The 21870-nt window shown below is 61.0% G+C and carries 24 protein-coding genes; 4 read left to right on the forward strand and 20 right to left on the reverse strand.

The genetic code is table 11. The annotated features are described in order from the left end of the window. Window positions 1–48: 48 nt before the first annotated feature. Window positions 49–1716, reverse strand: a complete 1668-nt coding sequence (locus WHH00_RS05180; RefSeq protein WP_406637085.1) for a sensor histidine kinase — start codon at window positions 1714–1716, stop codon at window positions 49–51. 251 nt (window positions 1717–1967) lie between these two features. On the opposite strand from WHH00_RS05180, the gene WHH00_RS05185 reads away from it, so the two are divergent. Beyond that, entirely contained in the window at window positions 1968–2756 is a 789-nt protein-coding gene (locus WHH00_RS05185) for a response regulator transcription factor (protein WP_406637087.1), read from the forward strand. A 6-nt stretch (window positions 2757–2762) separates the two neighbouring features. On the opposite strand, the gene WHH00_RS05190 is transcribed toward WHH00_RS05185, so the two are convergent. The 19 genes from WHH00_RS05190 to WHH00_RS05280 all read right to left on the reverse strand — a co-directional run bounded on the left by WHH00_RS05190 (window position 2763) and on the right by WHH00_RS05280 (window position 18908). Beyond that, entirely contained in the window at window positions 2763–3227 is a 465-nt protein-coding gene (locus WHH00_RS05190; protein WP_406637089.1) for an Hpt domain-containing protein, read from the reverse strand. A 94-nt stretch (window positions 3228–3321) separates the two neighbouring features. Then, window positions 3322–4206 carry a type II secretion system F family protein gene (locus WHH00_RS05195; protein ID WP_406637091.1) on the reverse strand — a complete coding sequence of 295 codons (885 nt, stop codon included), beginning with the start codon at window positions 4204–4206 and terminating at the stop codon, window positions 3322–3324. Window positions 4207–4213: 7 nt separating this feature from the next. Further along, on the reverse strand, window positions 4214–5146 hold the full coding sequence (locus WHH00_RS05200; protein ID WP_406638496.1) for a type II secretion system F family protein: 933 nt from the start codon (window positions 5144–5146) through the stop codon (window positions 4214–4216). An 8-nt stretch (window positions 5147–5154) separates the two neighbouring features. Then, window positions 5155–6672, reverse strand: a complete 1518-nt coding sequence (locus WHH00_RS05205) for a CpaF family protein (RefSeq protein WP_406637093.1) — start codon at window positions 6670–6672, stop codon at window positions 5155–5157. After that, on the reverse strand, window positions 6672–7868 hold the full coding sequence (locus tag WHH00_RS05210; RefSeq protein ID WP_406637095.1) for a CpaE family protein: 1197 nt from the start codon (window positions 7866–7868) through the stop codon (window positions 6672–6674). The genes WHH00_RS05205 and WHH00_RS05210 overlap by 1 nt, the downstream gene beginning before the upstream one ends. Further along, complete coding sequence (locus WHH00_RS05215; RefSeq protein ID WP_406637097.1) at window positions 7865–8623, reverse strand: Flp pilus assembly protein CpaB; 759 nt, start codon at window positions 8621–8623, stop codon at window positions 7865–7867. The genes WHH00_RS05210 and WHH00_RS05215 overlap by 4 nt, the downstream gene beginning before the upstream one ends. A 34-nt stretch (window positions 8624–8657) precedes the next feature. Further along, a complete protein-coding gene (locus tag WHH00_RS05220) occupies window positions 8658–9695 on the reverse strand; it encodes a pilus assembly protein TadG-related protein (RefSeq protein ID WP_406637099.1) in 1038 nt (345 codons plus the stop codon). Continuing rightward, a complete protein-coding gene (locus WHH00_RS05225) occupies window positions 9683–10057 on the reverse strand; it encodes a TadE family protein (RefSeq protein WP_406637101.1) in 375 nt (124 codons plus the stop codon). The genes WHH00_RS05220 and WHH00_RS05225 overlap by 13 nt, the downstream gene beginning before the upstream one ends. Window positions 10058–10212: 155 nt before the next feature. Next, a complete protein-coding gene (locus WHH00_RS05230) occupies window positions 10213–10404 on the reverse strand; it encodes a Flp family type IVb pilin (RefSeq protein ID WP_104998616.1) in 192 nt (63 codons plus the stop codon). A gap of 267 nt (window positions 10405–10671) precedes the next feature. Continuing rightward, entirely contained in the window at window positions 10672–11550 is an 879-nt protein-coding gene (locus WHH00_RS05235; RefSeq protein WP_406637103.1) for a type II secretion system F family protein, read from the reverse strand. Window positions 11551–11558: 8 nt separating this feature from the next. Next, the gene (locus tag WHH00_RS05240) at window positions 11559–12488 is read right to left on the reverse strand and encodes a type II secretion system F family protein (RefSeq protein WP_406637106.1); all 930 of its coding nucleotides are present in this window, start codon (window positions 12486–12488) and stop codon (window positions 11559–11561) included. A gap of 14 nt (window positions 12489–12502) precedes the next feature. Further along, window positions 12503–13810 carry a CpaF family protein gene (locus tag WHH00_RS05245; RefSeq protein ID WP_406637108.1) on the reverse strand — a complete coding sequence of 436 codons (1308 nt, stop codon included), beginning with the start codon at window positions 13808–13810 and terminating at the stop codon, window positions 12503–12505. Between the two features lie 158 nt (window positions 13811–13968). After that, window positions 13969–15168 (reverse strand): CpaE family protein, encoded by a 1200-nt coding sequence (locus WHH00_RS05250; protein ID WP_406637110.1) that lies wholly within the window; start codon window positions 15166–15168, stop codon window positions 13969–13971. Further along, window positions 15165–15893: a Flp pilus assembly protein CpaB gene (locus WHH00_RS05255; protein ID WP_406637112.1), complete on the reverse strand. Its 729-nt coding sequence runs from the start codon at window positions 15891–15893 to the stop codon at window positions 15165–15167. Before WHH00_RS05255 ends, WHH00_RS05250 begins: the two co-directional genes overlap by 4 nt. Window positions 15894–15942: 49 nt before the next feature. Beyond that, entirely contained in the window at window positions 15943–16998 is a 1056-nt protein-coding gene (locus WHH00_RS05260; protein WP_406637115.1) for a pilus assembly protein TadG-related protein, read from the reverse strand. Further along, a complete protein-coding gene (locus tag WHH00_RS05265) occupies window positions 16986–17393 on the reverse strand; it encodes a TadE/TadG family type IV pilus assembly protein (RefSeq protein ID WP_406637117.1) in 408 nt (135 codons plus the stop codon). The genes WHH00_RS05260 and WHH00_RS05265 overlap by 13 nt, the downstream gene beginning before the upstream one ends. Window positions 17394–17475: 82 nt before the next feature. Next, entirely contained in the window at window positions 17476–17670 is a 195-nt protein-coding gene (locus tag WHH00_RS05270; protein WP_406637119.1) for a Flp family type IVb pilin, read from the reverse strand. 98 nt (window positions 17671–17768) lie between these two features. After that, on the reverse strand, window positions 17769–17963 hold the full coding sequence (locus WHH00_RS05275; RefSeq protein ID WP_406637121.1) for a Flp family type IVb pilin: 195 nt from the start codon (window positions 17961–17963) through the stop codon (window positions 17769–17771). A 279-nt stretch (window positions 17964–18242) separates the two neighbouring features. Next, window positions 18243–18908, reverse strand: coding sequence for a prepilin peptidase (locus WHH00_RS05280; RefSeq protein WP_406637122.1), 666 nt, complete (start codon window positions 18906–18908; stop codon window positions 18243–18245). A gap of 294 nt (window positions 18909–19202) precedes the next feature. Between WHH00_RS05280 and rplM the strand changes: the two genes are divergently transcribed. The 3 genes from rplM to WHH00_RS05295 all read left to right on the forward strand — a co-directional run bounded on the left by rplM (window position 19203) and on the right by WHH00_RS05295 (window position 21748). Beyond that, window positions 19203–19646: a 50S ribosomal protein L13 gene (gene rplM, locus WHH00_RS05285; protein ID WP_015937805.1), complete on the forward strand. Its 444-nt coding sequence runs from the start codon at window positions 19203–19205 to the stop codon at window positions 19644–19646. A 38-nt stretch (window positions 19647–19684) separates the two neighbouring features. Then, window positions 19685–20191: a 30S ribosomal protein S9 gene (gene rpsI / locus WHH00_RS05290; RefSeq protein WP_050684362.1), complete on the forward strand. Its 507-nt coding sequence runs from the start codon at window positions 19685–19687 to the stop codon at window positions 20189–20191. A 417-nt stretch (window positions 20192–20608) separates the two neighbouring features. Further along, window positions 20609–21748, forward strand: a complete 1140-nt coding sequence (locus WHH00_RS05295) for an IS30 family transposase (RefSeq protein WP_406638499.1) — start codon at window positions 20609–20611, stop codon at window positions 21746–21748. Window positions 21749–21870: the final 122 nt, after the last annotated feature.

A 21870-nucleotide genomic window follows, 5' to 3' on the forward strand; every position in this document is an offset into this window, starting at 1 on the left:
TTGTCATTTTCATGCCCGAAAACGACAAGTACGGAGCAATCGATGATGCTAGAACGACGGCGGCGGCCCGTCCGCGGGCAGGGTCACGGTGAAGGTGCTGCCCTTCCCCTGGCCGCTCTCGCAGGTGATGGTGCCGCCGTGGCCTTCCACGATCATCTTGGTGATGGAGAGGCCCAGCCCCGCCCCCGAGATGGAGGCTTTCTGGGCCGCTTCCGTGCGGAAGAACCGTTTGAAGACCCTGGTGCTGTCCTCCCGGGAGATCCCCATTCCGGTATCGCTGACGCTGAGCTGGACCCAGTCCCCACCGGCACGGGCGCTGATGCTGACCGTGCCGCCGTCGGGAGAGTACTTAATGGCGTTGGATACCAGGTTGTCCAGGGCCTGCCCAATCCGGAGTGGATCCGCGTAGGCCCACAGCGGCGAGGGAACGTCCGCACTGAGCTGGATATGCGCCCGCTCGGCCTGGGCCTGGGCTGACCCCAGGGTGGTTTCCACCAGGCTGGCGAGGTCCGTCCTTTTCGGGTGCACGTTCAGAGCGGCCGACGCCGATGCCGACAGGTCCGCAACCAGTGCCAGCAGCCGCTCGGCGTTGCGCTGGACCACCCGCAAACGGTGGGCAACCTGCGGCGGCAGGCCGCCGGCGTCGTCCAGCACCAGGTCAATGTTGCCAATGATGGAATTCAGGGGCGTCTTGAACTCGTGGGACACGTTGGAGACGAGCTCCTGGTTCGCGGCCAGCGCTTCCACCCAGCCGGTGACGTCCGTGTACACCACAACGGCGCCGTTGAAGCCGCCGTCCTCGTCCACCAGGGGCCTGGCCGCCGTCGACACCGCGCGCTGTTCCGCTCCCTCTCCAGCCCACACCAGGTAGTCGGCGAATGACTCTCCTGCGATGGCCCGGCTGATGGGGCGTTTTTCCGGTGGCAGCAGGGTGCGCCGGTCCTGCCCGAAGATCAGCTGGTGCCCCTGTCCCGGTATGGCACCGTCCGCCCTGGTGGACGCGCGGAAAAGCCGCTGCCGGTTGTTGGACACCAGGAAATGCCCGTAACGGTCGACGGCGGCAATGCCTACGTCTGTAGCGTCAAGGACCGTCTGGAGCAGCTTCTCCCGTTCCCGGCTTTCGTGCAGCAGTTTCCGCAGCTCCCTGTCCTTCTGCGCCAGTTCCTGCTGCTGGAGCCGGAGGTGCACGCTGGCGAAGCGGATGGCGAGGGAGACGGAGAGCATCATGAGGGGAAAGAGGAGCGTTGTGGTGACGTCCGAGGCAGTCAGGTTTGGGAAACGCCCGGCCAGGGACGGGACCATGATGAGCATCGTGCCGAAAAAACTCAGGACCAGGCTGCTGCGGGCCAGCATGCCCGAGGCAGAGAGCCAGATCACCGGGAAGACCGCCAGGACCGCCAGGCCCGGGAGCAGGGGAGCAGCGCCGTTACGGAGCAGCCCGATGGCCAGGAAATCCAGGACCGGGATCAGCAGGTAAGGCCGGTGGGCCAGGCGCTCCCAGGGCACCAGGAGGCAGCCGAGAAACAGGACGCCGTGAAGGAGGACGCCGGAGAGGTAGATCGGGCTGTGGACCAGTGTTGGCCAGGCGAAGGGGGTGGCCACAGCCAATGCCGCCACGATCAGTGTCAGCGGCAGCTGGCACAGGGCCACCTGCGCCCGTGGTCCGAGGCCACGGAAGAAGCGGGCAGGTCCGCGCTGGAACAGGTGCTCAGCCATAAAAGGGATTCAGGCCCCGCCGGCTGGACCGGATGACAGGTCCATAGGTGCACTGGAATTGCTGCGGCTCACTGCGGAGTATCCTCTCAGTTCATAATCCACACGTCTTGTCATAGTAATTGACTTTCCGAAATCAATGCCGAAAGGGATGTGATCAGCGAGGCTTACTAGTAGCGTATAAATGGTTGGAGCGGGTATGGCATTGGCGCTGGGCTGATGGGGGGCCATGTCCGCCTGGCACAGGGATATCAATGGACGAACTTGGTGTGGCTGTAGTAATTGAAGACGATGCCGATGTGCGCAACCTCCTTGAGGGCGTGCTGACCCAGGCAGGATTTGAAGTGCATACAGCGGTGGACGGACGAGCCGGTGTGGAAGTGGTCCGCAGCAAACAGGCCAATGTTGTCACGCTGGATATCGGGCTGCCGGACATCGACGGGTTCGAAGTATTGCGGCGGATCCGCCATTTCAGCAATGCCTACGTGGTGATGCTGACCGGCCGGACTGAGGAGCCGGACCTGTTGTCCGCCCTCAACGCCGGAGCGGATGACTACATTGCCAAACCCTTCCGGCCCAGGGAGCTCCGGGCACGGGTGGCGGCCATGATGCGCCGGCCCCGGCATGAGGTTAACGGGCAGAAGCCGGCGCCGGCGTGGGGAGCACCTGCCACCCCGGCTGCCGCGCCTGGCACCCACGACTCCGCCGTTTTGCAGCACAACGGCCTGACCCTCAACCACCGCACGCGGACGGTGGAGGTCAAAGGCGAGCCACTCGGGCTCACCCGCAGCGAATTCGACCTGCTCCATGTGCTGCTACGAGGCGGCGGCGCGGTATGCACCCGCGCTGACCTGGTCCGGGCCGTGCGTGGCGAGTTCTATGACGAGGACACGTACATCAGCGAAGCGGACGAGCGCGCCGTCGAAGTCCATGTGGGCAACCTGCGGCGCAAGCTCAAGGAGGACCAGCTCTCGCCCCGCTGGCTGCAGACGGTCCGCGGCGTGGGCTACCGGCTGGCCCCCAGCAGGCCGTTCGAAGAGTAGGCGGGGTCAGTCGTTTTCCAGGATGTAGGTGGCCTGGAGCTCGGTGACGGTCTTACCGCCGTCGCGGGCCACGCGTTCCATGAGCGCCTGGCCCTGGCCGAAGTCGCCCAGGCGGATCACGGACTCCAGCAGTTCCGCGAGTTTGGCCAGCCGGAGGCCGCCCACCATGGCGGAAGTGATCTTGAGGCTGATGACGGCGTCCAGGGCTGAGTCGCTGTCCTGCTGGTCCACCGCCGCAGCCAGCCGGGCGTAGCGCTGGTCCCACATGGCCGCATAGTCGCGGGCGAAGCGCTGGGCGAGGCCGGAGCCGACCAGCTCGTCTTCCAGTTCATCAAGGACGGTAGCGTCAACGAGCGGCAAGAGACCGGCCGCTTCCTGTTGCAGCGCGGTCCCGGCAGCTGAAGCGATCCCGGGCTGCGGGGAGGCCGCAGGAGCGGCCTCGCTGCTGGCGCCGGGATCTTGACTGTGCATTGTTCAAGGCTACTTCCTGAAATTCTTCCGTCGTCCTATTTCGGGTGATCCTGTGGAAACCTTGAGCGATCTTTCAGGCGGTACTGCGTCGGCTTTACTGTCCGCTGAAAGTCACCACGGTATTGATGACGGCCGGCCCAAGAATGGCAATAAAGAGGACCGGGAATATAAAGAAGAGCAGCGGAAAGAGGATCATTACCGGGAGTTTCATCGCCTTTTCCTCAGCCCGCTGGCGCCGCTTCATGCGCATCACCTTGGCTTGGACGCGAAGCACCCGGCTGATCGCAATGCCATAGGTGTCCGCCTGGATTATGGCCTGCACGAAGCTGCGCAGCTCAGGGATACTAGTCCGTTCGGCCAGGGCCAGGTATGCCTCCCTTCGGCTGCGGCCCACCTGCATGTCCTGCAAGGTGCGCACCAATTCCTCTGCCAGCGGGCCCTTACCGTTCTCGCCCGCCCGTGCCATAGCGCCCTCGAAGCCCAGGCCGGCCTCGACAGAAATCAGCATCTGATCGAGGGTGTTCGCCAGTTCCAGCTGAATGACCTTCTGCCGCTCCTTTCCCTTGCTGTACAGCAGCAGGTCTGGAATGAAATAACCCAGGAACAGGACGAAAAGGCCCGCAAGTTTCATGAGCGGCGTGGTTCCTATGGCTGTCATATAGAGCCCCACCATGAGTCCCGTCAGTCCGAGGGCCAGCTTGGTGCCCATGACTTTTCCCAAGGGCATGGAATGGGGCCGCCCGGCAAGCGAAAGCAGACGGTCCAGGAATGCGACGTAGCCCGGGGGAGTAAGGCGGCGGCCAATGGCCTCAAGCAGGCTTCGCTTGGCGGCCGGGGCCACGCTGAATGCCGCGGCTCCCCGGGCTAGCAGTTCGGTTGCCGCTAACTGGCCCTGCTTGTCCACAGTGAGGGCGGACCAGGCCAGCCCGGCCAGGGGAACACAAACGAGGATGACTGAGAGGAGAATGATCAGGTTCATGATTTCCTCAGAACTTCAGGTCAATGATTTTGCGCATCCACAGGGAGCCGATGGTCATGAGGACGAAGGAGACCCCCATCATCGCCCAACCTAAAGGATGGGCGAACATGGAGTTCATGTATGTCGGACTCATAGCCACCAGCATGGCGACGATGCCGAAGGGCATGGCGATCAAGATGTAGGCGGAGAACTTGCCCTCAGCGGCGAGGGCCTTGATGTGGCCCTTAATCTCACTGCGCTCACGGATTGTTTCGCCGGTCTGGTCCAGGACATCCGCCAGGTTGCCGCCCACTTCACGGTTGATCTGGATGGCCTGGGAGATCCAGACGAAATCCTCGTTCTTCATCCGGTCTGCGGTGTCGTTGAGGGCGGCCAGCAGGTCACGGCCCAGGCTGGTCTCCGTGATCACACGCCGCATCTCTTCCGACGTCGGCTTCTGAGCCTCCGCGGCCGCAGCATCGATGGCGCGCAGGATGCTATGACCGGCGCGCAGGCCACCGGACAGGAGTTGGAGCGTGTCGCCCAGCTGACTGTCGAAGGCAGTCCGCCGTTTTCCGGCCAGGAATCCCAGGACCAGTCTTCCGACGAACGGCGCCAGCAGCGCCAGGAGCAGCCCCACCAGTGGTCCGACGGTCACGGTGCCCACCAGCATCCCCACGCCGGCGCCGATTCCCACCAGCAGGAAGAACTCGGCCTGGCTGAGCCGGAGCCCGGCATTCTCGAGCTCGGGCCGGGTAAAGAGGGAGATACTCCGGCCGGCGAGGAGCCGCTCAAAGGAGCGGACGGCGGAGAGCGCCACGCGCGTAAGGGAGGACTGAGGGTCGGGATCAAAAGGACGACGGCGGTCCAGCGGCACGTCCGGCGCGCTGGGCAGAAGGATAGCGGCACCGAACAGGGCTACGGCTATCAGCAGGATGACGGTTCCGGCAGCAAGGATCATGGCGGCCGTCACCGTCCGCCGTGGTTCTGGCCGGCGGTGGGCTGGCCCGCCGCCGTCTGGGGTCCGGCGAAAACGCCGGGGGAAACGTGGATGCCTAGATCTTCGAAGCGATCAATAAACCGTGGCCTGATTCCGGTGGCCACGGGTTTGCCGAGGAAACGGCCATGGGAGTCCACTCCTGCCGAGTAGTCGAAGACGAAAGCATCCTGGAGGGTCACTATGTCTCCTTCCATGCCTTGGACTTCAGTGACGTGGGTGATGCGGCGGGAGCCGTCCCGGAGCCGGGAAATCTGGACGATCAGGTTCACCGCGGATGCAATCTGTTCACGGATGGCCCGTAGCGGGAGGTCCATTCCGGCCATCAGAACCAGGGTTTCGAGGCGGGCCACGGCGTCTCGGGGTGAGTTGGAGTGGACCGTTGAAAGGGAGCCGTCATGGCCGGTGTTCATAGCCTGGAGCATGTCCAGCGATTCCCCGCCACGGACTTCGCCTACCACAATGCGGTCGGGCCGCATACGCAGCGAGTTCCGGAGCAGTTCCCGGATGGTTACCTCGCCCTTGCCCTCGGTGTTCGGCGGTCGGCTTTCGAGCCGGACAACGTGTTCCTGTTGGATCTGGAGTTCCACGGCGTCCTCGATGGTGACGATGCGTTCGTCCGACGGCAGGAAGGACGACAGCACATTGAGGAGCGTGGTTTTGCCGGTGCCAGTACCGCCCGAGACGATGATGTTGAGTTTGGCTTTGACGCAAGCATTAAGCAGCTCGGCCATCTCCGGCGTCAAGGTACCGAAAGTAATAAGGTTCTGGACGGTCAGCGGAGTCTTGCTGAATTTACGGATTGTCAGTGAAGACCCCCCAACCGCAAGGGGCGGAATAACGGCGTTTACACGGGAGCCGTCCTCGAGGCGCGCATCCACCAGTGGAGAGGACTCGTCGATGCGGCGGCCCACCTTCGAAACGATCCGTTCAATGACCTTGCGCAGGTGTTCCTCCGAGCTGAACCGCGACTCGGAGAGCGTCAGTTTGCCTTTGCGCTCAACGTAAATCTGATCCATTCGGTTGACCATGATTTCGCTTACGTCGGGATCGTCGAGAAGGCGTTGGAGCGGGCCATAGCCGAGGACGTCATCGGCAACGTCGCGGACGAGGCGGGTGCGTTCCTCGGGCGACAGCGGAACCTGCTCGGCATCGATGATACGGGTCAGTTCCTCTTTGGCAGTGCTCCGTAGCTCCTGCTCGGTAACCGCAGCATCATTAAAGCGTGCACCCATCCGTTCGAAAAGTGCGGTGGCGGCCCGGTGCTTCATGGCTGCGAAGACATCCACGGGCTGTGCCTTGGGCACATTGGAGGCACCAGCGTCGGACGATGACAGGTCGACGGCGGGACGGGCAGGAAGGTGCCGCGGCTCGCTCTCCCGCGCCGGGGCGGGGGCAGCAGCGGGGCGCGGCGGTTCCAGCACGGCAATGTTGCTGCCAGACGCCTGGTTGCGGTCCTGGACCGCGCTGATCCGCTCGGAGAGTTTCATCAGATGACCACCCTTCGGTGCAGTTTCCGCTGGGTCTGGGTACGCCACGCCGGGTTGAACCGCTCCACCAGCTGGCGGAGGCTCTTGACGGCGGGGTCCTTTTTGGATTCCTGGAGGACGGGGATGCCACGGTTGGTGGACAAAGCCACGGCGCGGGACCGGGGAACGCTGACGTCCACCGGGGCACCGATGGTGGACTCCACGTCCCGGACGTTGAGGCCGGCTTTGGCGTCGGCCATGTTCAGGACCACGTGCCGGGACTCGGGCATGATCTCCAGCTGGCGGAGCACCTCCAGGCCTGAACGGAGGCCGCGGAGGCTGGGGATGTCCATGGCGCTGACCCAGACAACGTCGGTGCACTGTTCCATGGCGGCGAGGCCGATTTCGGGCATGCCGGGGGCGGTGTCCAGGACCACGTACTGGAATTCCTGGGACAGCTGCTCCAGCAGATGGGTGATCTGGTCCGGCATGATGTGGTCCGCGTCCACCGGGTTCGGCGGGGCGCACAGCGCGTAGATCCCGGCAGGGTGCACGGTGAGGAACGCCTTGAGGACCAGGGAGTCCTGGGCCGCGGCGGGGGTGACCGCGTCCGTTACCGTGTGCTCGGGGCTGAGGTACAGGCCGGAGGCGACGTCGCCGAACTGCAGGTCAAGGTCCACGATGACCACGCTCATGGGGGCGATCTGGCCGAGCCCGATGGCGATATTGGTGGCAAGGGTGGTCTTACCGACGCCGCCCTTGGGCGAGAAGACGCCGATCACCAGACCCTTGCCGCCGTTGTCCGCCGCCTGCGTTTCGGGGCTCCGGTGACGGGTGGCGAAGGACTGGCAGGCGCGCTCCAGCAGCACGCGGATCTCGGCGGCGTCGGCCTGCGGGCTGAGGATGTCCCGGATGCCGGCACGCATGGCGTGGACCAGGAAGGACGGCTCGATGTCACTGACCAGCACCAGGCTGAGGCCCGGGAGCTGGACGTCGAAGACCTTGGCGAACCGCAAAGCCTCCTCGTAGGGGACGTCCGGGCCGATGATCAGGACTTCGGGCTGCTCCTGGTTGAGGAGGGCAAACAGCTCGGCGGGGCCCGCGGGGAGGATGTCCGAGGCGATGGTCTGGACGGAGCCGCGGAGGCCGTGGGCGACGGCGGCGCGCAGCTTCTGGTCGAACTCGTCGCTGGGCGAGAGGAGGACGAACCGGCTCACTTGTAGACCACTTCCTTGCGTTCGATCCGGGGTCCGTTGTCCTGGGCGTCCAGGGGTTCCTTGGTGAGCCAGAGGCTGCCGTTGATTGACGTGAAGATGATCTTGCTGGCGTCGACGTCGGTGACGGCGACGGTGATGAGGAGGGAACCCTGCGGGAGGGTGGTGTCTTGAGAATTGGCCTCGCCCTCGGCGGGTTTTTCGGTGCTCGCAGGCTGGGGTGCGCGTTGGACGGCGGTGACGAGTACTTTCCGGAGGGTGAGCTGGGTGGTCGCGTCATCGGCCTTGGCCTTGTAGGCGCCGCCCTCGAAGTTCAGGGCGATACCCACGTGGTCACCCATGTTAATCCGTCCGCCTACCACGCGCTTGGGCTCCACTTCGAAGGAGACTTCCTGCAGGCCGGCGGGCACCTCAACGGCGCCTTGGGCTTTGACGTCGGCAGGGGCGACGAGGCGCTCGGCAAGCAGTTGCTCTCCGGGAACGAGGTCAACCGCGCTGACAGTGCCAGCTTTGTTGTCCAGGGTGCTCAAGGCGGTATCGGAGACCCCCGCGGCGGGAACCTTTTCCAGGGCGAGGGAGGCAGCCATGTCATTGACAGGAGTGCCCGCCGGGATTGCCGTCTTCACCACCAGGACATCCACTGGCTGGGTGGTGGCTATGGCGCGCTGGTCAGCTCCCTGCGCGTAGAAAATAATGAGGAGGGCTCCCACAATCGCCAAGGCAACCGCGGCGCTTCCTGCCACTAGGCGAGACTTCACTTTTTGCTCCTGGTGAGATGTAACGAGGTTTGGGTCAGGGGGACATGCGGACTATCGTGGCTCCGTACTCGTCCACGGGTCCGAGCGTGTAGCCATCGGCGAGGGAAACGTACTTCACGAACTTGCCAATAATGCCGCGGCACTCGCCCGTGCACGCCGTTGCGGAGGTGACGCCGGTCGTCGTTGAACTTTCGCTTCGGAACTCGTAGGGCAGGCCAGCGCTTCCCGTGAACTTCCAGCCGGTGACCTCGAAGGCCGCGAAGGACACCAATCCATAGATAGCGCCGTTTCCGGTTCCGGTGACCTTGTTGAAGATGGGCAGGAGGACCGTGACCTTCCGGCCTGCATGGATATCGTCAGCCCATTTCTGCAACGTAGTCCCGCAGTTGCCCGGGGCGTTGTTGCCTGGGTCGCTACCACCTTCACTGACGGCGAGATCGATGGTTCCACCGCACTTACCCGGATCCTGCACGAGCCAGCCAAAACCCCCTTCGACAGCCGCCCCGGACGGGCCGTAGTTGCAGTCGAGGTTAGAGTTCTTGCCGTGTTCCTGGAGGAGCTGGAGCGAGCCGCCAATGTTGTCTTTGACCTGGCAGATAGAGAAGGCAAGGGGAAATGCGGTACGGCCGGCCATGGGACTACCCCAGACGGCTGATGCCCGCGCTCCGACTTCCTTGGTTGGGATGCCAAGGATGTCAGCAAAGAAAAGGGAGACAGAGTTGTCTACACCCCCGATTTCCTTGGCAGAGGTAGTAACGCTGACTTTCCTTGTTGTTTTGTCGAGGTCGACGGTGTGTACCTTGCTCATGCCATCCAGCGCGTTCTTGTTGGCAAGCGTGCCGGCGAGTGCCGGTGTGGTTGAGCAGTCCACTCCGTTCGTGTCTCGAGCGCATTTCTGCGCCGTGGCGATTGCGGAGGCATCCGCACCGTTTTGCAGCTGCGCGCGTTCTGAGTAGACCACTCCGACGTCGACGGCCACTGCCACGAAGCCGAGGAGGGCTACCATGAGGATGGCCACGATGACGCTGATAGCGCCGTTTTCGCTTGTGCTGCCACCTTTTATCCTCCGCACAGCATGACCCCTTTGCCTGTCATCGGGAACGGGCCGGCGATTCCGGTAATGGTGGCCAGGTTGTACTTGATAGTGAGCGCGACTTGGGCGTTGGTGCTGCATGCATCGGTGCTCAAGGTTATGTCCGAATCCGGGATCGATGTGCTGACGGATGCTGCCGCATTCTTCGCGGCTGTCCGGGCGCCAGCCGGGTCATTGTTGATGGCCATAACCCGGACACCATCGCGGGCGGCGTTGGTGAGAGTGATTTGGGCGTTATAGGCCCGGCCGAATTCGATCGTGCCGAGAACCAGCAGCAGGAGTACCGGAAGAAGAATCGCGAACTCAACGGCGGCTGCCCCGCGTTCGGATGTTTCGGGCATTTGCTGCGCCCCTCCTCTCGTCCACTATTGACGCGCATCGTTTCGAGACATGGAAAAAAATTATGCGGCGCAGTTTTCCGCTGCGCCGCACAAAAGTTTGCGGGTGTAACGCAAATAACGTCTGTCCTACTTGCTCCATGGGAGCGGCCGACGACTTAGATTGTGACGTTAACCTTGTCGAACATACCGTCCAGCGTTGTGCCCAACAGTTGGACAGCGATGATGATGACGACGGCAATGAGGCCAACCATGATGCCGTATTCGACGGCGGTTGCGCCCTTTTCGTTGCTGAGACGGTTCTTGAGGTTGAAGCCGAGAGTCTGAAGGGTGGCGATAAGAGAAAGCATTCTGTACTCCTGAGCGAGACGGATGGCTGGCCCTGTACCAGCGCTAATACGAAGTTAGCAACGGGTTTGGGGCTTCGGGCCGCATCTTGGGACATCCTGCGCAAAGGCTCTTCGCAGTGCGCTTTCCCTGCGCTTTTATGGAGTATTTCTTGAGGAAAAGTATGGATGGCTGGGTAGAACGCTGTGGGAACGCAAACGGACCCCCTCGGTTCTGGGTGCCGAGGGGGTCCGGTCTTTGGGGCGCCACTCGGGCGCAGTTGGAATTGTCTATGTGAAGGCTTCGACGATCTTGATGGCCGCCGGTCCGAGGAGAACGATGAAGAGCACAGGAAAAATGCATAGCAGGAGCGGGAAGAGTACCTTCACCGGCAACTTCATCGCCTTTTCTTCAGCCCTTTGGCGTCGCTTGACGCGGGCCTGCTTCGCCTGTGTCCGTAGGACCTTGGCAATGCCGATTCCGTACTTGTCTGCCTGGACCACGGCCCGCACAAAGCTCCGCAGGTCTTGCACCGAGGAGCGCTTAGCCAGCGCGTCATACGCCTCCTGGCGCGGACGCCCAACCTGGATGTCCTGCAGCGTACGCATAAGTTCCTGTGAAAGGGCCCCTCCGCCATTACCGCCGGCCCTGGCCATTGCAGCTTCAAAGCCAAGTCCGGCCTCCACCGAGATGAGCAACTGGTCCAGGGTGTTTGGCAGTTCAAGCTCAATTTCCTGTTGACGTTTGATGCCCTTGTTGTAAATCAGCAGGTCCGGAAGGAAGTAGAGGAAAGCGGACAAAAATAATCCCAGAGCTATGATCTGTGCAGATGGAGAGCTTGCATACATCAGCAGTCCCAGCGTTACGCCTGTCAGGGCGAGCAACGGCTTCGCGATGATCATCCTGTCCAAAGGCAACGATGCCGGCCGACCTGCGAGTGACAGCCAACGGTCCAGCTTGGCCTCATAACCTTTCGGAGTCAGCCGCTTAGATACGTCCAAGAGTGCAGGCGGACGTTGGATTGCCGCTCCGCCCTCCTGTGTAAAACCCTGCGCTAGGTTCGTTTGAACAGCCAGGGCGGCTTTGCGGTCAGTTGTTAGCAGACCCCAGACCAAGTAGGACACTGGGAGTATCACCAGTGCGATGTAGAGCCACGCTATCGGTGTCATCGTTCCCCCTAGAACTTGATCTTCACGACGCGGCTCATCCAGAAGCCGCCTACTGTGAACATGACTATGGCGCTGGCCAGCATCAGCAGGCCGAGTGGCTTCTCCACGAACACGTTGAGATAACCGGGATTGATGAAGGCAAGGATGAAAGCAACTCCCACTGGCATTGCCATCAAGACGTAAGCGGACATCTTTCCTTCGGCGCTTAGGGACCTGATCTGCCCCTTGATTTCACTGCGTTCACGTATAGTCCCTGCAACCTGCTCGAGTACTTCCGCCAGGTCACCGCCGACTTCGCGATTGATCTGGATGGCTTGCGCAATCCAGCCGAAGTCTTCGCTGTCCATTCGGCTGGCGACGTCTTCAAAGGCCAGCCGGGCATCCTTCCCGATCCGGGTTTCGTTCACAATACGAAGAAGCTCTTCTGACGTCGGCGCGTCTGCCTCTAGAGCCGCCGCTTCAACCGATCGGAGAACACTATGACCAACCCTGAGCCCACCGATCAGCATCTGTATGGTGTCTGTCAGCTGTTCCTCGAACTTGGCCCGGCGCCTGTCCCTGAGAATGATGAGCACAAGTTTGGCGAGAAATGGTATTGCTGCTCCCGCCAGGAGTCCCAGGAGGGGGTGCGTTAGGAGTCCTGCGAAAGCCGCTACCACTACTGAGGTAAGCGCTACACCAACCGTGAAATCCGCAGGTGCCATTTTGACGCCCGCGTTGTAAAGCGCTTCACGGTTATATGGCCCGCCCGATTCGCCAATGACATTCTCAACCGCATTGACCGCTGTCTGCGAGACCCGGGCAACGGCCGACCTGTCCTGCTGAATGCCAAGTCGCCTTCGCTCCAGCGGAATGGAACCCACCCGAGGCCTGAAAACGACGAAGAATACCAAGACTATGGCAGATAAACAGAACGCCACGGCAAGGATGAAAATCATGGGGGATTCCACAGCTATCGCCTTCCCACTGGTGCCACTCCCGCACCGAACACTGCTGGCGATACGGAAATTCCAAGTTCAGAGAACCGGTCCAGGAAGCGGGGACGTATACCAGTGGCCACGGGCTTGCCCAGGAAGCGTCCTTGAGCATCCATGCCCGCTGAATAGTCGAAGAGGAAGGCATCCTGCAAGGTGACGATGTCACCTTCCATTCCTTGCACTTCTGTCACGTGGGTTACGCGTCGGCTACCGTCCCGGAGGCGGGTCACTTGGATGATGAGGTCGACGGCGGATGAGACCTGTTCGCGGATCGCCCGCAGTGGAAGGTCCATGCCGGCCATGAGTACCAAGGTCTCCAAGCGCGCGACGGCGTCTCGGGGTGAGTTTGCGTGGACCGTGGACAACGAGCCGTCGTGGCCGGTATTCATTGCCTGCAGCATATCGAGGGACTCTCCACTTCGAACTTCACCGACGATGATGCGGTCCGGCCGCATGCGAAGGGAATTGCGGACGAGCTCGCGAATATTGACAGCACCCTTGCCTTCAATGTTAGGTGGGCGGCTTTCCAGGCGGACAACATGCTCCTGCTGGAGCTGCAACTCCACAGCGTCCTCGATGGTCACGATACGGTCGTCCGGAGGAATGAAGGAGGACAGAACATTGAGCAGGGTGGTCTTACCCGTGCCCGTACCGCCTGAAACGATGATATTCAACCGGGCCCGTACGCAGGCGCTTAGTAGTTCTGCCATTTCTGGGGTTAGCGACCCCCAATCGATTAGGTTCTGCACGGTCAAAGGCACATGGCTGAATTTTCGGATTGTCAGGGACGGCCCATTGACTGCGAGCGGTGGGATGATCGCGTTGACCCTGGAACCATCCTCAAGCCGGGCATCCACCAACGGTGACGACTCATCGATTCGACGGCCTACCTTGGACACGATGCGTTCGATTACTGTGCGAAGGTGGCCATCGGAGCTGAACCGTGCGCCCGTCAGAGTCAGGCGTCCATGCCGCTCAACGTAAATCTGGTCAAAACGATTGACCATGATTTCAGTGACTGAAGGGTCCTCCAAAAGGCGCTGCAGCGGACCGTAGCCCATCACCTCATCTGAAATTTCACGAATCAGCCGTCGGCGTTCCTCAGGAGAGAGCGGAACCTGTTCCTGGTCAATGACAGCGGACAATTCCTCGACAGCCGAAGCCCGCAGCGCTTCTTCGGTGGAAGCCGTGTCGCCGAACCGAGTTCCCATACGTTCGAAAAGCGCTTGGGCGGCCCGTTGCTTAAGGCCTGCCAAAGCATCCACAGCCGGGGTTGCTGCCATAGCTGATGATGTTGCAGGTGTGGACAGGAGCGCCGGAGGGGCAGTGGGAGGCGATGCCAGAACCGGAGCCTGCGGGTCATCCGACGTTTCCGCAAACGCCGGGTTTGGTTCTGGCAACGGTGAACTGCTGCTGGATCGAGAAAGCCGGTCTGAGAGTTTCATGAGACAACCACCCGTCGGTGAAGCTTGGTCTGTGTCGAGGCTAGCCATTGCGGATCAAAGCGATCCACGAGCTTTTTTAGGCCCTTGGAGGCCGAGTCCCTCGTGTTGCTTTGAAGGATGGGTATGCCCCGGTTGGTGGAAAAGGGAAGGGTCCTTGAGCGTGGAATGACTGTATCCACGGGAACGCCGATGGTTGCTTCGACATCCTGTACTGAAATTCCGCTCTTCCGGTCAGCGAAGTTCAGGACGGTATGGCGGCCCTGGGGAAGCAGCTGGAGCTCCCGCAGTACCGCGAAGCACTTATGCAGTCCACGAATACTGGGTACATCCATCCCACACACCCAGACCCCGTCCGTGGCCTGCTCAAGTGTCGCCAGGACATGTTCACCCAACCCGGGTGCGGTGTCCACCACTACATATTTAAATTCACTCGCCAGTTGGTTGATGAGCCGGCTGACGTGTTCGGCAGTGATGAAGTCAGATTCAGCAGGAGTTCTGGGTCCACAAAGTGCGTAAATGCCAGCAGGGTGGACGGTAAGGAAGGCCTTCAACACCATGGAATCCTGGGAAGCTGCTCCATTGACTGCCTCGGTGATCGAGTGCTCCGGATCAAGTAGAAGGCCGGACGCAACATCTCCGAATTGCAGGTCAAGGTCCACGAGCACCACGCTCATCGGCGCTACTTTGCCAAGGCCGATCGCTAGGTTCGTGGCTACCGTCGTCTTACCAACGCCTCCTTTCGGCGACATCACTGCAATGACCCTGCCTCGGTCCTGGATTCCCTCGGCAGCGGGAGCCATACCGCGCCGCCGGCTTGCCGAGGCCAGGCAGGCGCGTTCAAGAAGAACGCGAAGCTCACTGGCACCCATCTCCGAAGTCACTACGTCGCGGATTCCCGAGTGCATGGCGCGCATCACCAGCTCAGGACTCGGTTCGGCAACAAGAAGGACGCTTACCTCTGGATATTGGAGATCAAAGACCGTTGCCAGCTTGAGGGCTTCATCCGGGGCGACGCCAGGGCCCAGGATGAGTACTTCCGGTGGTGCGCCGCTGAGCAGTTTGAACACGTCGTCCGGCCCGCCAGCCAGGACGGTCGGCGACAAGGTCTGCAGCTCACCGTGCAGCGCGCCCGTTATGGCCTGCCGGATGCGGCCTTCGAAGTCGCGGACCGCGGTGATGGCTACGAAGCGACTCATTGGTACAGCCCTCCAAAGGTGGTCGCGGGAGGATCGGTCTTTACTGTCGTGTCGGTCTGCTTGGCGAGCCAAAGCTTTCCGAATTCCGCGCTGTATATCAGCTTTGAGGCATCGGCGTCGCTCCTGGCGAAGGTGATGAAGGCGGATCCCGTCGGCATTTCTACTGCCGGTTCGGAAGAACCGGAGCCTGACGCGTTCTTCGCTTCGGACGGGGCCTTTTGCACTGCGGTGACCAGGACGTCGTAGAAAAGAAGGCCTGTTTGCTGGTCCGTTTTCTCGAAGGAGGTGTAGATGGTCACCTTGTCTCCGGCTTCAAGCCGGCCACCGAGGATGCGTTCAGGTGACAGCAGGAGCGTCACCTCTTCCAACCCGTCTGGGACGGGCACGGTGCCTGGCATCAGTTCGCGCGGGTCGATCAAACGGGCTGAGAGCAGTTGCTCGCCGGGCTCCAGGCTAACCGCCGTGACTTTACCCTCTTGCTTATCTAGGGTGGCCAGGGCGCCCTCAGGCACCGCGGACTTGGGCACGGCCTCGGAACGCACCTTGCCGGCAAGATCTGATGAAGGAGTTCCGGCGGGAACTCGTTCGGCGACGACAAGGACGTTCACAGGTTCAAGACCTGCCTGTGCCCGTGCCGATGCGCCTTGTACATAAACAAAGAGGAGAACCGCTCCGATTACTGCCAGTAATAACGCAGCCAAGCCTCCCAGTAGGCGTGATTTCACTTCGTTTGCTCCTTTGTGGACGTGGAATGCGGGATTGGTGGTGTTCCGTTCATTGGGTCAGGTGAACCTTTATGGCGCCAAAGTTGGGGCCTCCGCCTGTGGAGATAGCGCCTTCTTCCAAAGTCACGAAGCGGACAAAGTAGCCCTGGAGTCCACGGCAATTTCCGCTGCAGTCCGGAGCAAGGTCGTCATCGATTTCAAGAGAGCCGCCGAACCTATAGCCGGTTACCTGGAAAGCGGCGAAGCCCACCAACGTGTATACGGTGTTGGAACCGCCATCCGTTGCAGAGTCGAAGAGCGGGACCAAGGCTGGCTGGTCCATAATGCTGGCAAGGATGGCGTCGCACTCTGCCGCGGTGGGGAAATGATTTCCCGGCTGACCCTCCACTGTGGCGTCCACATCGATTTCTGCTGTACAGCCGTCTGTTGTTTCCAGCCATCCGAAACCGCCCGGCTGGTAGCCGTTTTGAGCCGCGCAGCCAGGGTAATCGGGAGCGTTCTCGTCGTATCGCAGGAGAATGTGAGTAGCCGTCGGGTCTCCGGTAAAGCTTCCCGTCGTGTCGAGCTCATTTAGCTGGCTCGGGGTCAGGTATCTGCGGAACACACACTCGCTGACTGTCCATGGCAGGGTTGATCCGGATTCGGGCGGCCCCCACGAGGCTTCTGCAACCGCTGTGATTTCTGCGGTATCAATGCCCAAAGTCCTTGCGAAGAAAAGGGAGAAATGGTCATTGCCTGATCCAGCCTCGCGGGCATTCGTTTCCACGCGTACTGTATTCGCGTTGGGTTGGGTGACGGAGAAAACTCCCGTGGAACTGTCGTTGGCGTTGGCATCGGCCAAGCGGTTGGCTGACGCGCTCATCGCGGCGGTGCAGCTCAGCCCCTTCGCGCAGTCGCCAGCAATAGCAAGGGCAGTGGCGTCGGCCCCGTTTTGAATCTGAGCCTTTTCCACATACATCGCGCCTACATCTACGGCCAGGGCCGCGAATCCAAGAAGAGCAACCATGAGCACGGCCACCATGATGGTGGCCGCCCCCCGTTGGCGCTCCTGTGGCGTATCGGAAGATTCGTCCGTGCCAGGAGACCCCTGCCTCATCCTCCACATCTCATTACCCCCACTCCGGTCATGCTCATCGGAAAAATGCCTGGTGCGCCAAAGAAGCCGGCATCAAGAAAGCCGGTTAGAGAGGGCAAAGTCACCCTCGTTTGTACCTGGACGTTGGATCCCGACGAGCAGCTGCTGGCGTTATCAGTTACGGAAACACCTAGCCCCGAAAGTGCCGGCGCTGCTGCCAAGGCAGTTGTCTGAACGTCAAATCCAGGCTGGCCATGGTGAATTGCGGCGTAGCGCGCACCTTCGCGTGCTGCCTGGGTCAGGGACACCTGGACGTTCAAGACCCTGCCGAACTCGATAATTCCAAGAAGTATCAGCAGCAGTAGCGGGAGGACGATTGCCATCTCGACCGCTACGGCGCCTCTTTCCTTCCCTGTAATCTTCATTGCTTCTCCCAGAGTGTCCGGCGAACTTGGTGAGGTTTGCTGTGGCAGTGGCCCCATGGCCACTGCCACAGCTATGGCTGCCCTAGAGAGCGGCTGAAACCGAGGTGAAAAGACCCGCAATCTGCGGACCCAAGATGACGACTGCCGCCAAAACCAGGACTGCGATAAAGGCGACCATGATTCCGTATTCCACCATCGTGGCGCCCTTTTCTTCCGAGCTGAGGCTCACTTTGAGGGTGTGGAAGGTCGATGCGAGTGTTGCAATGAATGCGTACATTTGCGTTCCTAACCAGGAGCAGAGTCGGGCCGTCTAGTTGCGGAAGCGGAGGACGAATGAACGGAGCCTAGATTCGCCCTCCGGCTCCGGACGCGAACCTAGAGCGAAGCTGACACCCCAGTGAACAGGCCGGCAATCTTCGGGCCGAGGACGATGACGGCTGCCATAACGAGGACGGCGATAAAGGCGACCATGATGCCGTACTCCACCATCGTGGCGCCCTTTTCTTCGCGGGTGAAGCGATCCTTGACGCCGGCGATGAAAGCAGTCATTGAGACCATGAGAGAAGTCATTGTAATTTCCTTTAATTCGGTGAAATGGGTTTATTGAATTTCAACGAATTTCCAGCTGCCCCCATAATTCCTTAGCGGCTGGACTTCGCTAAGAAGAGATTGTCATTGGGGTGGTGAAGGCAACAATGCGTAGTGGTACTCGACTTTTTCAAGGGGCGCCAAAAGTACGTACTCGAAAGAGGGGGGCGGTACTCAGGTAGGCAGCGATTACATCGCCCCACTACTTGGAAGGCGGCGCCCACCAGTAGGGGGCGGAACTAGCGTTGTCCCACCGGCCGTCTACAGAATGAAGAGAATCGCGCCAGCAAGGGCACCGAGCATCGAGGGTCCGTGAGCCACTTCGGTGGCCTTGTCTCGCCTTTTTCTGCTCAGAATTGCAGCGGTGACAACGCCGTTGAGGATGAACCCAAGCAGGCCACCGTAAAGCAGTTGGCTCCAGCCTAGGTACCCGAGGTACAGGCCGACGGGCGCTGCGAGCTTTACGTCGCCCATTCCGATGGCGCCCGGAGAGATAAGGCCCAAAACGAGGTAGCCAGCGGACAGAATCAGGGCTCCGAGTGCCGCGCGAAGCAGGTCATCGGCCTGCATATTAAGAAACCCTGGCATTAGCAATAGCAGGAAACCGCCAGCAAGCAGGGTGAGCACGAGCGGGTTGGGCAGCAAATGCAGGGCGATGTCGATCCGGGACAGCTGCACGCCGAGAATTGCCAGGAACAGGAAAGCCGGCAGCGCAAATCCTAAGCCGAACCGCAAACTAAAGGCGACGCAAAGAACGGCGGTAATTGCCGCCGTCGTAATCCTGACAGGCACAGCAGGAAGGCCGCCCAGGCGGGGAAGACGCTTGGCAATGAGGGTCTCGGCGAGGGGGGAGAGAACCAACCCTAAGAGAGCGGCTGCGGTCACCAGCAGCCACGCGACGGAACCGTCTGTACCCGATGCAATCACGCGACCCCCTGCGTCAGTCAGGCCGGCAGGCGCTTGGGCAACCCCCGGCTACCCCATTTTGACCCTGAACCCCTTAACGCGCTAATCTTGGGAGTCGTTGTGCGTGTCCTATTCCGATGGTGCGTGCCCGCTTGAGAATCCGGTTGCAGGATAACTACTCAACGTGCACATTCGGAACCACAGGATGACTGGTTACATAGAGCCCTCACCTCTGTTCCGGTAGCGCGCAGATAGTAGGTGCACGAGCTAGTGACACCTAAAAAAGAACGCCAGAACAAGAACGAGGCAAACACCGTGCGTACGTACACCCCGAAGCCCGGCGATATCAACCGCCAGTGGCACGTCATTGACGCCACAGACGTTGTCCTTGGTCGTCTCGCGAGCCAGACCGCAATCCTGCTGCGCGGCAAGCACAAGGCCACCTTTGCGTCCCACATGGACATGGGCGACTTCGTCATCATCATCAACGCTGAAAAGGTTGCCCTGACCGGCGCCAAGCTGGAGCAGAAGCGGGCATACCGCCACTCCGGCTACCCGGGCGGCCTGACCTCCGTCAACTACGCGGAACTCCTGGAATCCAACCCGGTCCGCGCCGTTGAAAAGGCCATCAAGGGCATGCTCCCCAAGAACTCCCTCGCTGCCCAGCAGCTGGGCAAGCTGAAGGTCTACCGCGGTGCTGAGCACCCGCACGCCGCCCAGCAGCCCAAGACTTTCGAAATCACCCAGGTCGCCCAGTAGTCCTGGCCACCAAACAACTTATCTATACAAGGAGAATCGTGGCTCAGAACGAAGAGACCACCGAAGCCGTTGAGGCTGAGGAAACCCTGACCAGCTACACCTCTGAAAGCTCAGCTGCTGACGCCGCTGCGCCGAAGAAGGAGCGTCCGGCCCTGACCGTTGCCGGCGCAGCTGTTGGCCGCCGCAAGGAAGCCGTTGCACGTGTTCGCGTTGTCCCCGGCTCCGGCAAGTGGACCATCAACGGCCGCGCGCTGGACAACTACTTCCCGAACAAGCTGCACCAGCAGGACGTCAACGAGCCCTTCAAGATCCTTGATCTCGAAGGCGCCTACGACGTCATAGCCCGCATCCACGGCGGTGGCATCTCCGGCCAGGCCGGTGCCCTGCGCCTCGGCATCGCCCGTTCGCTGAACGAGATCGACGTCGAGAACAACCGCGCCACCCTGAAGAAGGCCGGTTACCTGTCTCGTGACGCCCGCGTCATCGAGCGTAAGAAGGCCGGTCTCAAGAAAGCCCGCAAGGCTCAGCAGTACTCCAAGCGCTAAATCCGCTTGCACAGAAGCCCGTCCCGCCATTGGCGGGGCGGGCTTCTGCCGTTCTATCACTTGGAGGACAGTCACATGGAAGTTGGAAGTTGGAAGTCAACAGAATCATTTTGGTGGTGTGGAGGTGAGCGTGCCTGACGGCCTTTTATACGGCCCGCGTCGCTAGTTCCGGATGACAAAAGTTGCCAGAGGAAGCTCGAGGCGATCGCTGATGTTGCCCAGCGCTAAAGCATCCTGATGCTTGTCGGTGACGGTCGAAAAGTGAGCCATTGTGACGGCCTTGGCGTCTAGTGGTCGTTGCAACACCTGAGCTTTTAGGGGTTGCAATTGGCAGATATGAAACGACCACGTAAGTCTCGGGGTGCACCTCCAAAGAACGCTGCACGGGCTCACTATGATCAGCTGATGAAACAGGGGATGGGGAATTCTGAGGCCTGCCGAATCGTCGGAATCAGCCGCAGTTCCGGCACTCGGTGGCGGCACGGTCACACAGTTGTTCTGAAGTCCGGCGACGTCAAAAAGATCGCTCCCATCTCGCGTCTGAGACCAGCTGCGATTTCTGCGCGATTTCTCTCCGAGTCGGAGCGGATCACGATCGCGGACCTCCTGCATGCCGGACGGAGCATTCGCGCTATAGCAATGGAACTCGGGCGCAGTCCGTCGATCGTGAGCCGTGAGATCCGCAGGAATATTCACGAGCCCTCTGGCAACTATCGTCCGCGAACAGCACAGCGCAGCGCCGAACGTAGACGGAGTCGCCAGCGGAGCGGGAAGATCGCCGCCAACCCGAAGCTGCAAGAGTTCGTGCGTGAACACCTGAAGCAACGCTGGAGCCCCCGCCAGATCAGCAACCGGCTGCGCGCTAATTTCCCCGAACAACGGGAAATGCATGTAGTTCCGGAGACCGTTTATCAGGCCCTATACGGGCGTGGAAGCCTGGATTTAGCCGTGGATCCTGCAGTCTCGCTGCGCAGCGGCCGGACCGGCCGCCGGCCGCGCCGTCGGAAGGAGCATCGGACCAGGCGTTTCCCAGACATGGTCATGATCCGAGACAGACCTGCGGAAGTGACCGGCCGATTAGTACCAGGGCATTGGGAAGGGGACTTAATCATTGGAAAAGGTGGCCGTTCGGCCATCGCCACACTGGTCGAACGGACCACGCGCTTCATCATCCTCGTGCACTTGGCAGGAAACCGCGGAGCTGAGAATCTGCGCGATCGATTGGCCGAAGCTATGAGACCGCTACCAGGCCATCTACGCCGATCGCTGACATGGGATCAGGGCACTGAAATGGCCTGCCACCAGGATTTCACGCGGCAGACACTTATCCCGGTGTACTTCTGTGACCCCGCGAGCCCTTGGCAGCGCGGCTCGAACGAGAACACCAATGGCCTACTCCGCCAATACTTTCCGAAAGGAACAGACCTGGGCGTCCATACCCGCGAAGACCTCGCTGTGGTCGCCGCGGAACTCAATCAGCGACCACGTGAAATCCTCGGATGGCAGAGCCCTTTGGAGCACCTGACTAGACTGGCTTCACCTACGACCGAACCATAAATTGTTGCAACGACCGCTGAACTCCGCCCCCGCGAAATGGCTCACTTTTCGACCATCGCTGACAATGCTGATATAGCGGACGAAATCGGTGAGGCTGGCTACCCGCCAGTTTGCTTGGCAGT

The sequence above is a fragment of the Pseudarthrobacter quantipunctorum genome, from assembly GCF_045291495.1.
Lineage (GTDB): Bacteria > Actinomycetota > Actinomycetes > Actinomycetales > Micrococcaceae > Arthrobacter > Arthrobacter quantipunctorum.

Coding starts and splice junctions, on each gene's coding strand:
- WHH00_RS05185 (WP_406637087.1), top strand. CDS start 1,968: ATGGACGAACTTGGTGTGGCTGTAGTAATTGAAGACGATGCCGATGTG.
- WHH00_RS05225 (WP_406637101.1), bottom strand. CDS start 10,057: ATGCCCGAAACATCCGAACGCGGGGCAGCCGCCGTTGAGTTCGCGATT.
- WHH00_RS05245 (WP_406637108.1), bottom strand. CDS start 13,810: ATGGCAGCAACCCCGGCTGTGGATGCTTTGGCAGGCCTTAAGCAACGG.
- WHH00_RS05240 (WP_406637106.1), bottom strand. CDS start 12,488: ATGATTTTCATCCTTGCCGTGGCGTTCTGTTTATCTGCCATAGTCTTG.
- WHH00_RS05195 (WP_406637091.1), bottom strand. CDS start 4,206: ATGAACCTGATCATTCTCCTCTCAGTCATCCTCGTTTGTGTTCCCCTG.
- WHH00_RS05275 (WP_406637121.1), bottom strand. CDS start 17,963: ATGACTTCTCTCATGGTCTCAATGACTGCTTTCATCGCCGGCGTCAAG.
- WHH00_RS05270 (WP_406637119.1), bottom strand. CDS start 17,670: ATGTACGCATTCATTGCAACACTCGCATCGACCTTCCACACCCTCAAA.
- WHH00_RS05295 (WP_406638499.1), top strand. CDS start 20,609: ATGGGGAATTCTGAGGCCTGCCGAATCGTCGGAATCAGCCGCAGTTCC.
- WHH00_RS05190 (WP_406637089.1), bottom strand. CDS start 3,227: ATGCACAGTCAAGATCCCGGCGCCAGCAGCGAGGCCGCTCCTGCGGCC.
- WHH00_RS05180 (WP_406637085.1), bottom strand. CDS start 1,716: ATGGCTGAGCACCTGTTCCAGCGCGGACCTGCCCGCTTCTTCCGTGGC.
- WHH00_RS05265 (WP_406637117.1), bottom strand. CDS start 17,393: ATGAAGATTACAGGGAAGGAAAGAGGCGCCGTAGCGGTCGAGATGGCA.
- WHH00_RS05230 (WP_104998616.1), bottom strand. CDS start 10,404: ATGCTTTCTCTTATCGCCACCCTTCAGACTCTCGGCTTCAACCTCAAG.
- WHH00_RS05235 (WP_406637103.1), bottom strand. CDS start 11,550: ATGACACCGATAGCGTGGCTCTACATCGCACTGGTGATACTCCCAGTG.
- WHH00_RS05250 (WP_406637110.1), bottom strand. CDS start 15,168: ATGAGTCGCTTCGTAGCCATCACCGCGGTCCGCGACTTCGAAGGCCGC.
- WHH00_RS05205 (WP_406637093.1), bottom strand. CDS start 6,672: ATGAAACTCTCCGAGCGGATCAGCGCGGTCCAGGACCGCAACCAGGCG.
- WHH00_RS05200 (WP_406638496.1), bottom strand. CDS start 5,146: ATGATCCTTGCTGCCGGAACCGTCATCCTGCTGATAGCCGTAGCCCTG.
- WHH00_RS05260 (WP_406637115.1), bottom strand. CDS start 16,998: ATGTGGAGGATGAGGCAGGGGTCTCCTGGCACGGACGAATCTTCCGAT.